A 12900-nucleotide genomic window follows, 5' to 3' on the forward strand; every position below is an offset into this window, starting at 1 on the left:
TTACTTCTTCTCCATCTTTGCGCCGTAGCGGCTGCGTGCCTGCTTACGGTTCTTGACACCCTGGGTATCGAGGGCACCGCGGACGATCTTGTAGCGGACACCGGGGAGGTCCTTCACACGACCACCACGAACGAGCACAATGGAGTGCTCCTGGAGGTTGTGGCCAACACCGGGGATGTAGGCGGTAACTTCAATGCCACCGTTGAGGCGCACACGTGCAACCTTACGCAGAGCCGAGTTCGGCTTCTTCGGGGTGGTGGTGTAAACGCGGGTGCAAACACCGCGGCGCATCGGGCTGCCCTTAAGCGCGGGAGCCTTGGTCTTGGAGACCTTCGGCGTGCGGCCCTTGCGGACCAGCTGGTTAATCGTAGGCACTTTCGTGTTCTCCGTTGGTTTGATCTCTGCCCCCGCGCCAGGCATAGGCCTGTGTGTGCGTGAAAGCTTTGGCGTTGTCCTTGCGGCCTAGGCGGGAAACCAGATGGGCGTGCAAAAGTGCGGCATTCGTTGCGCACGTTGCCCGCAACCCGGAAACAGGCTCCACCCAGCACCATGAGAACAAAACCAAAATGATGCTGCGGCGGCCTTCATCCACTGCCACACAGAACAATTACACAAAGTCTAGCATGGCTTGATCTAGAGCCTTAATCGGGTGTAGGGCGCAAGGGTCCGGGATGCAACGGGGAAGGACCCCGCACTGAGTAAGTGCGGGGTCCTTCATTTGTCTGGCGACTACTGGTCAGCGGAAGTCGTTGCCCAGGTCGTAGTCATCCAGCGGGATAGCGTGGAACTCAGGAGCCCCGTCGCCGCCCAGCGTGTCGTAGGAGAAGTCGCTGAACGCGCTCGGGCCGGTGAACAGGTTGGCCTTTGCTTCTTCAGTCGGCTCCACCGTGATCTCCGTGTAGCGCGGGAGGCCCGTGCCGGCGGGGATCAGCTTACCGATGATGACGTTCTCCTTGAGGCCGAGCAGCGGGTCGCTCTTGCCTTCCATGGCCGCCTGCGTGAGGACGCGGGTGGTCTCCTGGAAGGAAGCGGCCGACAGCCAGGACTCGGTGGCCAGCGACGCCTTGGTGATACCCATGAGCTCGGGACGTCCGGAAGCCGGAGTCTTGCCCTCGGATACAACACGGCGGTTGGCGTCCTCGAACCGGGCGCGCTCTGCCAGCTCACCGGGGAGCAGGTCGGAGTCGCCGGATTCGATGACCGTGACGCGGCGCAGCATCTGGCGGACGATGACTTCCACGTGCTTGTCGTGGATGCCAATGCCCTGGCTGCGGTACACGCCCTGCACTTCGTCCACGAGGAACTTCTGAGCGGCACGCGGACCCATGATGCGCAGGACCTGCTTAGGGTCGACCGGACCGTTGATGAGCTTCTGGCCCACCGACACGTGCTGGCCGTCCTCGATCAGCAGGCGCGACCGGCGCAAGACGGGGTAGGCGATCTCTTCGGAACCGTCGTCCGGAGTGATCACCAGGCGCATCTGGCGCTCGGATTCCTCGATGGTGACGCGGCCGGCTGCTTCCGCAATCGGCGCCACACCCTTCGGGGTACGGGCTTCGAAGAGCTCCTGGATACGGGGCAGACCCTGGGTGATGTCGTCGCCACCGCTGGCGGAAACAGCACCACCGGTGTGGAACGTACGCATGGTCAGCTGCGTACCGGGTTCACCGATGGACTGTGCAGCGATGATGCCCACAGCTTCACCGATGTCCACGGTCTTGCCGGTGGCCAGCGAACGGCCGTAGCACAGGGCACAGGTTCCGACGCTGGACTCACAGGTGAGCACGGAGCGGACCTTGACCTCGGTGATGCCGGCTGCGAACAGCTCAGCGATCACGACGTCACCGCAGTCGGTGCCGGCCGGAGCCAGGACATTGCCCTTGGAGTCGACGACGTCCACGGCCAGCGTACGGGCGTAGGCGCTGTTCTCGACGTTCTCGTCCAGGGTCAGCTCGCCGTTGGCGTCAACCACGGCGATCGGCGTGACAAGGCCGCGCTCGGTGCCGCAGTCCTCTTCACGGACGATGACGTCCTGCGAAACGTCCACCAGACGACGGGTCAGGTAACCCGAGTTGGCGGTACGCAGGGCGGTATCGGCCAGACCCTTACGTGCACCGTGCGTCGCGATGAAGTATTCCAGCACCGACAGGCCCTCACGGTAGGAGGACTTGATCGGACGCGGGATGATTTCACCCTTCGGGTTGGCCACCAGGCCACGGATACCCGCGATCTGGCGGACCTGCATCCAGTTACCACGTGCACCGGAGGACACCATGCGGTTGATGGTGTTCATCGGGGACAGGCTGTCGCGCATGACCTGGGCGATTTCGTTGGTCGCCTTGTTCCAGATCTCGATCAGTTCCTGGCGGCGCTCGTCGTCGTCGATCAGGCCCTTGTCGTACTGGCCCTGGATCTTGGCGGCGCGCTCCTCGTAACCGGCAAGGATGGCCGGCTTGGCGTCCGGAACCTCGATGTCGGAGATGGCGACGGTGACGCCCGAGCGGGTGGCCCAGTAGAAACCGGCGTCCTTCAGGTTGTCCAGCGTTGCGGCGGTGACAACCTTCGGGTAGCGCTCCGCGAGGTCGTTGACGATGCGGGACAGCTCGCCCTTGTCGGCAACAGCCTCAACCCACGGGTAGTCCTCGGGCAGGGTCTCGTTGAAGAGGACCTGGCCCAGGGAGGTGTCCACCAGTGCGGGCTGACCCGGCTCCCAGCCTTCCGGAGCTTCCCAGCCGGCGTAAGGAACGAAGCCCTCGAGACGGATCTTGACCTGGGAGTTCAGGTGCAGTTCGTGTGCGTCGAACGCCATGATGGCCTCGGACACCGAGCCGAAGACGCGTCCTTCACCAGCTGATCCGACACGCTTGGTGGTCAGGTGGTAGAGGCCGATGATCATATCCTGCGAAGGCAGGGTGACCGGGCGGCCGTCGGACGGCTTCAGGATGTTGTTGGAGGACAGCATCAGGATGCGGGCCTCAGCCTGGGCTTCGGGGCTCAGCGGCAGGTGGACTGCCATCTGGTCGCCGTCGAAGTCAGCGTTGAACGCGCCACAAACCAGCGGGTGGAGCTGGATGGCCTTGCCTTCAACAAGCTGCGGCTCGAATGCCTGGATACCGAGGCGGTGCAGGGTAGGTGCACGGTTGAGCAGCACCGGGTGTTCGGTGATGATCTCTTCGAGCACGTCCCAGACCTGCGGACGGTAACGCTCCACCATGCGCTTGGCCGACTTGATGTTCTGGGCGTGGTTGAGGTCAACCAGGCGCTTCATCACGAACGGCTTGAAGAGCTCCAGGGCCATCTGCTTGGGCAGGCCGCACTGGTGCAGCTTCAGCTGCGGGCCGACGACGATGACCGAACGGCCCGAGTAGTCGACGCGCTTGCCGAGCAGGTTCTGGCGGAAACGGCCCTGCTTGCCCTTGAGCATGTCGCTCAGGGACTTCAGCGGACGGTTGCCCGGACCCGTGACCGGACGGCCGCGGCGGCCGTTGTCGAAGAGGCTGTCAACAGCTTCCTGAAGCATGCGCTTCTCGTTGTTGACGATGATCTCCGGAGCACCCAGGTCAAGCAGTCGCTTGAGCCGGTTGTTGCGGTTGATCACGCGGCGGTAGAGGTCGTTGAGGTCGGAGGTCGCGAAGCGGCCACCGTCGAGCTGGACCATCGGGCGCAGTTCCGGCGGGATCACCGGGACGGCGTCCAGCACCATGCCGAGCGGGCTGTTGTTGGTGGTCAGGAACGCGTTGACCACCTTCAGGCGCTTCAGGGCGCGGGTCTTGCGCTGGCCCTTGCCGTTGGCGATGACGTCGCGCAGGTTGTCGGACTCGGCCTGCATGTCGAAGTTCTCAAGGCGCTTCTTGATGGCTTCGGCACCCATGGAGCCTTCGAAGTACATGCCGTAGCGGTCACGCAGTTCGCGGTACAGGCCCTCGTCACCTTCGAGGTCGGCGACCTTGAGGTTCTTGAAGCGGTCCCAGACCTGCTCGAGGCGCTCGATCTCGGCGTCGGCGCGCTTGCGGACGTTCGCCATCTGGCGGTCAGCGGAGTCGCGTGCCTTCTTCTTGTCGGCAGCCTTGGCACCCTCACCCTCAAGACGGGCAAGCTCGTTCTCGAGGTCGCGGGCGATCGCGGCGATGTCGGAGTCGCGGTTGTCGATCAGCTGCTTCTTCTCGACGTCGTGCTCAACCTGCAGGTTGGGCAGTTCCGCGTGGCGGTTCTCTTCGTCAACGCTGGTGATCATGTAGGCAGCGAAGTAGATGACCTTTTCGAGGTCCTTCGGAGCCAGGTCAAGGAGGTAGCCCAGGCGGGACGGAACACCCTTGAAGTACCAGATGTGGGTTACGGGAGCAGCCAGTTCGATGTGGCCCATGCGCTCACGGCGTACCTTGGCGCGGGTGACTTCAACGCCACACCGCTCACAGATGATGCCCTTGAAGCGCACGCGCTTGTACTTGCCGCAGTAGCATTCCCAGTCACGGGACGGGCCGAAGATCTTCTCGCAGAAGAGGCCGTCCTTCTCGGGCTTGAGCGTGCGGTAGTTGATGGTTTCCGGCTTCTTAACCTCGCCGTATGACCAGCCGCGGATGTCTTCCGCGGTGGCGAGGCCGATCTGCATGAGGCCGAAGGAGGATTCGCTGGACATATGGTCCCTGTTCTCTCTTGTTCTCTAAATTCTGAAGTCTTGGTTGCGGGGTGAGAAGAAGGTGAGGCCCAGGGAAAGGACAGTGCGGCGGGGCCGTGTCCTTTCCCTGGTCGTAATCCTTAGACCTCTTCTACGGAGCTGGGCTCTGCACGAGACAGATCGATGCCCAGTTCTTCCGCAGCCGTGAAGACTGCGTCATCAGAGTCACGCATTTCAATCGTGGTTCCGTCGGTGGAAAGAACTTCCACGTTCAGGCACAGCGACTGCATTTCCTTGATCAACACCTTGAAGGATTCGGGAACGCCCGGCTCGGGGATGTTCTCGCCCTTGACGATCGCCTCGTAGACCTTCACGCGGCCGTGGATGTCATCGGACTTGATCGTGAGCAGTTCCTGGAGCGTGTAGGCGGCGCCGTAGGCTTCGAGCGCCCACACTTCCATTTCACCGAAGCGCTGGCCACCGAACTGTGCCTTACCACCCAGCGGCTGCTGCGTGATCATGGAGTACGGGCCGGTGGAGCGGGCGTGGATCTTGTCGTCCACCAGGTGGTGGAGCTTCAGGATGTACATGTAGCCGACCGAGATCGGGTCCGGGAACGGCTCGCCGGAGCGGCCGTCGAACAGGCGCGTCTTGCCCGAGGAGTCGATCAGGCGGTCACCGTCGCGGGTCACGTTGGTGGAGTCCAGCAGCCCGGTGATTTCCTCTTCGCGGGCGCCGTCGAACACCGGCGTTGCAACAGTGGTCTGGCCACTCTCGCGCGGCAGGTTCGGCAGCTGCTTGGCCCACTCCGGCTCGCCTTCGATCTTCCAGCCCGTCTTGGCAACCCAGCCGAGGTGCGTTTCCAGCACCTGGCCGACGTTCATACGGCCCGGAACACCCAGCGGGTTCAGGACGATGTCCACCGGGGTACCGTCGGCAAGGAAGGGCATGTCCTCGACCGGGAGGATCTTGGAGATAACACCCTTGTTGCCGTGGCGGCCTGCGAGCTTGTCGCCGTCGGTGATCTTGCGCTTGGCAGCCACGTAGACGCGGACCAGCTGGTTGACGCCGGGGGGCAGCTCGTCGTCGTTGTCGCGGTCGAAGACGCGCACGCCGATGACCGTGCCGGACTCGCCGTGCGGAACCTTCAGGGAGGTGTCACGGACTTCGCGGGACTTCTCACCGAAGATGGCGCGGAGCAGGCGCTCTTCCGGGGTCAGTTCGGTTTCACCCTTCGGGGTGACCTTTCCGACCAGGATGTCGCCGGCTTCAACCTCGGCACCGATGTGGATGATGCCACGCTCGTCCAGGCCGGCCAGGACTTCCTCGGACACGTTGGGGATGTCACGGGTGATTTCCTCGGCACCGAGCTTGGTGTCGCGGGCATCGATCTCGTGCTCCTCGATGTGGATGGAGGAAAGGACGTCCTCTGCCACGATGCGCTGGGACAGGATGATGGCATCCTCGAAGTTGTGGCCTTCCCATGACATGAATGCCACGAGGAGGTTCTTACCGAGGGCGAGCTCGCCCTGGTCCGTTGCCGGGCCGTCGGCGATGATGCCGCCAACTTCCAGGCGCTGGCCTTCGTTCACCAGAACGCGGTGGTTGTAGCAGTTGCCCTGGTTGGAGCGGGCGAACTTGTTGATGCGGTAGTTGGTCTCCGTGCCGTCGTCGTTGAGCATGACAACGAGTTCGGCGGAAACCTCGGTGACCACACCGGGCTTCTTCGCGATGACAACGTCACCGGCGTCGACGGCGGCGGCACGTTCCATGCCGGTACCCACGAACGGGGCCTCGGAACGGACCAGCGGCACAGCCTGGCGCTGCATGTTGGCACCCATGAGTGCGCGGTTGGCGTCGTCGTGCTCGAGGAACGGAATCAGGGCGGTTGCCACGGACACCATCTGGCGCGGGGAAACGTCCATGAACTGGACATCCTCAGCGGGAACGAGCACGGGCTCGCCTCCACCACCACGGGCACGGACCAGGACGGTCTCTTCAGCGAAGCGCTTGTTCTCGTCGAGCGGGGCGTTGGCCTGGGCGATCAGGACCTCTGCCTCGTCGTCGGCCGTCAGGTACTGGACGTCGTCGGAAACGACGCCGTCCTTGACCAGGCGGTACGGCGTCTCGATGAAGCCGAACGGGTTGATGCGGCCGTAGGACGCCAGCGAACCGATCAGACCAATGTTCGGGCCTTCAGGGGTTTCGATGGGGCACATACGTCCGTAGTGGGACGGGTGGACGTCCCGGACTTCCATGCCGGCGCGGTCACGGGACAGACCGCCCGGGCCCAGCGCGGACAGGCGGCGCTTGTGGGTCAGACCCGAGAGCGGGTTGTTCTGGTCCATGAACTGGGACAGCTGGGAGGTTCCGAAGAACTCCTTGATGGCTGCCACCACGGGACGGATGTTGATCAGGGTCTGCGGCGTGATGGCCTCGACGTCCTGCGTGGTCATGCGTTCGCGGACGACGCGCTCCATGCGGGACAGGCCGGTGCGGACCTGGTTCTCGATGAGCTCGCCGACGGCGCGGATGCGGCGGTTGCCGAAGTGGTCGATGTCGTCGATCTCGACGCGCAGCTCGTGGTCTTCGCCGTCGCGCTTGCCCATGATGGTCTTCTCGCCGGCGTGCAGCGCGACGAGGAACTTGATCATGGCGACGATGTCTTCAACGTGCAGGACCGAAGCTTCCTTGTCGCCAAGGGAGCGGTCGATGCCAAGCTTGCGGTTGATCTTGTAGCGGCCAACCTTGGCCAGATCGTAGCGCTTGGAGTTGAAGTACAGGTTGTCCAGCAGGGACTGGGCAGCCTCGACTGTGGGCGGCTCGCCCGGACGCAGCTTGCGGTAGATGTCCAGCAGGGCGTCTTCGCGGGTTTCGGTGGCGTCCTTCTCCAGCGTGGCACGCATGGAGTCGTACTGGCCGAACTCCTCAAGGATCTGGCCTTCGGTCCAGCCGAGGGCCTTCAGCAGCACCGTGACCGACTGCTTGCGCTTGCGGTCGAGGCGTACGCCGACCTGGTCGCGCTTGTCGATCTCGAGCTCGAACCAGGCGCCGCGGGACGGAATGATCTTTGCGGTAAAGATGTCCTTGTCGCTGGTCTTGTCGGCGGCACGCTCGAAGTAAGCGCCCGGGGAACGGACCAGCTGGGAAACGACGACACGCTCGGTGCCGTTGACGACGAAGGTGCCCTTCTCGGTCATCAGCGGGAAGTCACCCATGAACACGGTCTGCTGCTTGATTTCGCCCGTGTTGTTGTTCATGAATTCGGCCTTGACGTACAGCGGTGCCGAGTACGTGGCGTCCCGGTCCTTGCACTCAGCCATGGTGTACTTGGGGTCAGCGAACTCCGGATCGGAGAAGCTCAGGGACATGGTGCCCTGGAAGTCCTCAATCGGGGAGATCTCTTCGAAGATGTCGGAAAGACCGGAGGTGGTGGCGACGCTCAGGTCGCCTTCTTCGACAGCCTTCGCAACGCGGGCCTGCCAGCGTTCATTTCCGACCAGCCAGTCGAAGCTGTCCGTCTGCAGGGCAAGCAGATTCGGAACGTCAAGAGGTTCGTGAATCTTTGCGAATGAGAGCCGGCGAGTCGCACCGTCGGTGCTTTCGGCATTGATAGCGGTAGCGTTGTTTTCATTAGAGGTGCTCGAGGCGACCAAGAGGGATCCTTCCACAGACCTTCAGGCGTTTTCAGATCTCCCCCGCTTTTCACCCTGCGAAGTGACTCCGCAGTGCGACCATCCGGTTCCGCTATATGACCCGGAACCTGGTTCCGCCCATGCTGGTGACGTTGTTCACGGCACATTGATGGAACGGCTAACAGGCTAAGCCCACCGCTATATGAAGGCTGAAGGTAAACAGGGAAGACGCAAATATCTACGATACGGCAAAACCATACGCGTGTCTACCCCACTTGTCAGCAGAATGCAAGCACTGTTGCTGCGGGCACCTATCCGGAATGCCTTCCGCCTTCCCAGCGTTGAATGGATAGGTGACCGGGCTCACGATACCCTTAGGCCAACCATCGACCAAAGAACGGAAGAAAATTACCATGACTAATTCCGCGGACAACGGCGATGTTGTCATCCTGTCCGGCGCGCGCACCCCGCAGGGCCGGCTGAACGGGCAACTGGCGAGCTTCACCGCCGTCGAACTCGGGGCGCACGCCATCAAGGCGGCCATCGCGGCAAGTGGACTGGAAGCTGACCAGGTGGACGCCGTCATCATGGGGCAGGTCCTGCAGGCGGGAGCGGGCCAGAACCCTGCGCGCCAGAGCGCCATCGGCGCCGGCATCGGCTGGAACGTCCCCACGGTGACCATCAACAAGGTCTGCCTTTCCGGGCTGACCGCAGTCATCGACGCGGCGCGGCTTATCCGCGCCGGCGACGCTACCGTCGTCGTCGCCGGTGGCCAGGAATCCATGACGCGGGCACCCCACGTCCTCCCCGGCTCGCGCCAGGGCTGGAACTACGGCACCGTCCAGGCCCTGGATGTGGCGGCCCACGACGGCCTCACCGACGCCTTCGACGGCCAGTCCATGGGCCTGTCCACCGAGTCCAAGAACCTGACGCTCGGCATCGACCGGACCGCCCAGGACAACGTGGCCGCGCACTCCCACCAGCGTGCGGCGATCGCCTCGAAGAACGGCGTTTTCGACGACGAGATCTCACCGATCAGCGTCAAGCAGCGCAAGGGCGATCCGCTGGTGGTTTCCACCGATGAGGGCGTCCGGCCCGATGCCACTGTCGAGTCCCTCGCCGGCCTGCGCGCCGCCTTCGTCACCGACGGCACCATCACGGCAGGCAACTCCTCTCCCCTGTCCGACGGCGCCTCCGCACTGGTGCTGACCTCCCGCAAGTTCGCGGAGGAGAACGGCCTGGAGTACCTGGCGGTCGTGGGCAAGCCGGGGCAGGTGGCCGGACCGGACAATTCCCTGCACTCCCAGCCCTCCAACGCCATCCTGAAAGCCCTGGAGCGGGCCGGCTGGAGCACCGCTGACCTGGACTTCATCGAGATCAACGAGGCTTTCGGTTCGGTGGCGGTGCAGTCCCTGAAGGATCTGGACTACCCGCTGGAACAGACCAACATCCACGGCGGCGCCATCGCGCTGGGCCACCCGATCGGCGCCTCCGGTGCGCGGCTGGCCCTCCACGCGGCACATGAGCTGAAGCGGCGCGGAAAGGGCAAGGCGGCCGTTTCCCTCTGCGGAGGCGGCGGCCAGGGCGAGGCCCTGCTGCTGTACCGCGACTGATGGCGGGCGACGGCGGCAGCGGCAGGGAGCGTTTCCTTGCCGATGCCGCCGCGCGCGGGCTGGACGTCCAGCTCGTGGAGCGGCTGGCTGCCCACAGCCTCGAGGAGGCCGCCGCGATCCTTGGCATCAGCCCGGCGGACATCGTGAAGTCCCTCGTGGTGAAGCACAAGGACGGCAGCTTCCTCTTCGCCCTCATCCCCGGCGACCGGCAGATCTCCTGGCCCAAGCTGCGCAGCCTGGTGGGGGTCAACAAGCTCTCACTCCCGGCTGCGGACGTGGCCCTGGAAGCCACCGGCTATGAGCGCGGCACCATCACGCCGCTGGGCAGCACCACCGCCTGGCCGGTTTACGCGGACCGGACCATTGCCGGCAAGCGGATCTCCATGGGCGCGGGCCAGCACGGCTACAGCGCCTTCGTGGACGCCGACGCCCTGGTCTCGGCCCTCGGCGCGGTGCTGGCAGACATCAGCGAACCCAACTGACCCGCACCCTGTGGGCGTGGGCCCCGCCCTGCTGTTAAAAGCAGGAATCCCCGCCCACCGGAGTGGACGGGGATTCCCGGACAAGCAGTGTTACTTGAGGGTAACGGTGGCGCCAGCTTCTTCCAGCTGAGCCTTTGCCTTCTCGGCGGCTTCCTTGTTGGCGCCTTCGAGAACAGCCTTGGGGGCGCTGTCAACCAGGTCCTTGGCTTCCTTGAGGCCGAGGGAGGTGATGGCGCGAACTTCCTTGATCACTGCGATCTTCTTGTCGCCAGCAGATTCGAGGATGACGTCGAAGTCGGTCTTCTCTTCAGCTTCTTCTGCAGCGCCACCGGCAGCGGGGCCAGCAACAGCAACAGCAGCAGCGGTAACTTCGAAGGTCTCTTCGAAGAGCTTGACGAACTCGGAGAGCTCGATGATGGTCAGTTCCTTGAAAGCTTCAATGAGCTCTTCGTTGGTGAGCTTCGCCATGGTTGGCGTCCTTCCTATAAAGGCGGCCGGGGGCTGAATGCCCTCCGTTCCACCGGAGTCTTTTGGGGAGAGAGATTAGTTCTCTTCGGCAGCGGCTTCGGCCGGAGCCTCAGCTGCTTCAGCTTCTGCAGCGGGAGCTTCTTCAGCGGCGGGAGCAGCGGCTTCAGCCGGAGCACCGTTCTCTTCTTCAAGCTTGAGGCGCAGTGCGTCGATGATGCGTGCAGCAGCGGCGGCAGGTGCCTTGAGGACGCCTGCAACCTTGGCGAGCTGCAGCTCGCGGGACTCGAGTGCTGCCAGGGCAGCAACTTCGCTGGCGTTCAGTGCCTTGCCCTCGAAGTAACCGGTCTTGATGACCAGCTGCTTGTTGGCCTTGGCAAAATCCGTCAGGCTCTTGGCAGCTGCAACTGCGTCACCCTTGATGAACGCGATTGCAGTGGGGCCGGCGAGCTGGCCGTCGAATGCTTCGACACCAGCTTCCTTGGCTGCAATGGCGGTCAGGGTGTTCTTGACGACCGCGAACTTGGTGTCCTGGCCGAGAGAAACACGCAGCTGCTTGAGCTGTGCAACGGTGAGCCCACGGTATTCGGTCAGGACAGCGGCGTTCGATTCCTTGAAATCGTTAGTGATCTCAGCTACTGCTGAAACCTTGGTAGGCGTTGCCATAACCCTCCTTCCGGGGATAGTGCCGGTATTCCGGGTCCCCGCTCAGGTGAGCTAAAACTAAAAACGCCCCGCGCAGATGCACGGGGCTTGGCTCAACGCAGTCCAGGACGGCGGAGCTTTGCTTCGTTCACCTGCGCCGGCCGCCCTATGTTCAGGGTCCTTCGTCCGGAAACCCACTGGCTCTTCCGCACACAACTGCAGAGTTGAGCTGAGCTCGAAAGAGTGGGAATCCAACAACCGACGGTCTTTGGTAGTTCAAGCTTACGGGAGGGCGATCCGGATAACCAAATCGGCCCCGCTCCGGCCCGGTCCCCTAGCTCCGGCTGGGTCCCCGGTCCGGGAGTTCCTTCTGCCAGATCCCGGTGACTCCCGCCGTCGTGAAGCCGAGCTGGCGGTTGACCGTGAGCAGATACCGGTTTTCCGGGGCGTTCCACGTATAGATCACCCGCGCCGTGGGGAACTGCTCGGTGAGGCGCTCCATGTTGGCCACCTTGATGAGCAGGCCCAGCTTATTGCCGCGGTGTGCCTGCAGCACCACGGTGTCGTCCTGGAAGACGACGTCCTGCCGCTGCGCCAGGACGCTGATGGTGGTCAGCCCCACCAGCGTTTCGGAGGCGATGTGTTCGACGGCGGTCACCACCGTGCGCCGCCCCTGCGAGATGGTGACTTCCTCGGCTTCCCGGAGGATCCGGGCGTCGAAGATCATGTCGCCGTCGTCCGCGGGCCCGGCGTCGCCGCCCGCCTGGTTTTCGAGGGCCGCCACTGATTCCAGCCACCGTTCCGGGCAACGGTCCGTCCAGTGGTGCAGGCGGTAGCGGCCGTTGTTGGCTTCCTGGGCCTCTGCCTCAAGTTCCGCCACGAGTTTGCTGTCCAGCGGCAGTGTGCACGAGCTGAACTGCTCGATGTGCTGCAGTGTGTAGCCGGTGCGCTGGGCGAAGTCCACCTCACGGCTGCCCAGCGGCACATAGCCCTGACCGGATCCGGGCACCAGCTGCTCCGGTGCGAATTCGTGCAGGGAGGCACCGGGGTGGTTGGTGTCCACCAGGATCATGGTGCGGCCTTCCTCCCGGGCGAAGTGCTCGGCGGCCTCCAGCAGTTGCCGGCCGACGCCCTGGCGCTGGTATTCGGGAAGGATGTCCAGGGTGAACTCGGCAAGGTCAAGATTGTCGGCGAGGGGAAGCGCGATGTCCACGGCACCGACGATGTCGCCGTCGACCTTTGCCACGAGGATGACCTGGCGCTCATACGGGTCGTCCAGTTCGAGCAGCTTCTCCAGCGGCGTGTAGGCGAGGTCGTCGCTGCCCCAGGTGTCCATCCGGACCTTGCGCCCGACCTCCACCGCGGCGAGGAAGTCCGCCGCATCGGGCGAGTCCACGGAGTCCGGAATCAGCAGCCGCTCGATCCGCACCTTTATTGCCATCTTC

General features: G+C 63.7%; 8 protein-coding genes. 2 read left to right on the top strand and 6 right to left on the bottom strand.

Annotated features, from left to right (window positions below; translation table 11 throughout):
- The 3 genes from rpsL to rpoB form a co-directional block, all read right to left on the bottom strand.
- The gene (gene rpsL, locus ACFUTU_RS15515; RefSeq protein ID WP_003803830.1) at window positions 1-375 is read right to left on the bottom strand and encodes a 30S ribosomal protein S12; all 375 of its coding nucleotides are present in this window, start codon (window positions 373-375) and stop codon (window positions 1-3) included.
- Window positions 376-736: 361 nt separating this feature from the next.
- On the bottom strand, window positions 737-4636 hold the full coding sequence (locus ACFUTU_RS15520) for a DNA-directed RNA polymerase subunit beta' (protein WP_377965770.1): 3900 nt from the start codon (window positions 4634-4636) through the stop codon (window positions 737-739).
- Between the two features lie 119 nt (window positions 4637-4755).
- Window positions 4756-8271, bottom strand: a complete 3516-nt coding sequence (rpoB, locus tag ACFUTU_RS15525) for a DNA-directed RNA polymerase subunit beta (protein WP_076801210.1) — start codon at window positions 8269-8271, stop codon at window positions 4756-4758.
- 392 nt (window positions 8272-8663) lie between these two features.
- Here rpoB and ACFUTU_RS15530 point away from each other — a divergent pair, with 392 nt between their 5' ends.
- Together ACFUTU_RS15530 and ACFUTU_RS15535 are read left to right on the top strand one after the other, a co-directional pair.
- Complete coding sequence (locus tag ACFUTU_RS15530; RefSeq protein WP_377965772.1) at window positions 8664-9863, top strand: acetyl-CoA C-acetyltransferase; 1200 nt, start codon at window positions 8664-8666, stop codon at window positions 9861-9863.
- Window positions 9863-10345: an aminoacyl-tRNA deacylase gene (locus ACFUTU_RS15535; protein WP_377965774.1), complete on the top strand. Its 483-nt coding sequence runs from the start codon at window positions 9863-9865 to the stop codon at window positions 10343-10345. Before ACFUTU_RS15530 ends, ACFUTU_RS15535 begins: the two co-directional genes overlap by 1 nt.
- Before the next feature lie 90 nt (window positions 10346-10435).
- On the opposite strand, the gene rplL is transcribed toward ACFUTU_RS15535, so the two are convergent.
- The 3 genes from rplL to ACFUTU_RS15550 form a co-directional block, all read right to left on the bottom strand.
- Entirely contained in the window at window positions 10436-10813 is a 378-nt protein-coding gene (gene rplL, locus ACFUTU_RS15540) for a 50S ribosomal protein L7/L12 (RefSeq protein WP_076801204.1), read from the bottom strand.
- Between the two features lie 75 nt (window positions 10814-10888).
- Window positions 10889-11476, bottom strand: a complete 588-nt coding sequence (gene rplJ / locus ACFUTU_RS15545; RefSeq protein ID WP_377965776.1) for a 50S ribosomal protein L10 — start codon at window positions 11474-11476, stop codon at window positions 10889-10891.
- A 313-nt stretch (window positions 11477-11789) separates the two neighbouring features.
- Window positions 11790-12896, bottom strand: a complete 1107-nt coding sequence (locus ACFUTU_RS15550) for a GNAT family N-acetyltransferase (protein ID WP_377965778.1) — start codon at window positions 12894-12896, stop codon at window positions 11790-11792.
- Window positions 12897-12900 lie beyond the last annotated feature (4 nt).

The sequence above is a fragment of the Arthrobacter sp. NPDC057388 genome (genome assembly GCF_042668165.1).
Taxonomy (GTDB): domain Bacteria; phylum Actinomycetota; class Actinomycetes; order Actinomycetales; family Micrococcaceae; genus Arthrobacter.

What these genes read in the sequence shown, in the direction of transcription:
- ACFUTU_RS15520 (WP_377965770.1), bottom strand. Translation starts at nt 4,636, where the DNA reads ATGTCCAGCGAATCCTCCTTCGGCCTCATGCAGATCGGCCTCGCCACC.
- ACFUTU_RS15535 (WP_377965774.1), top strand. Translation starts at nt 9,863, where the DNA reads ATGGCGGGCGACGGCGGCAGCGGCAGGGAGCGTTTCCTTGCCGATGCC.
- ACFUTU_RS15530 (WP_377965772.1), top strand. Translation starts at nt 8,664, where the DNA reads ATGACTAATTCCGCGGACAACGGCGATGTTGTCATCCTGTCCGGCGCG.
- rplJ (WP_377965776.1), bottom strand. Translation starts at nt 11,476, where the DNA reads ATGGCAACGCCTACCAAGGTTTCAGCAGTAGCTGAGATCACTAACGAT.
- ACFUTU_RS15550 (WP_377965778.1), bottom strand. Translation starts at nt 12,896, where the DNA reads ATGGCAATAAAGGTGCGGATCGAGCGGCTGCTGATTCCGGACTCCGTG.
- rplL (WP_076801204.1), bottom strand. Translation starts at nt 10,813, where the DNA reads ATGGCGAAGCTCACCAACGAAGAGCTCATTGAAGCTTTCAAGGAACTG.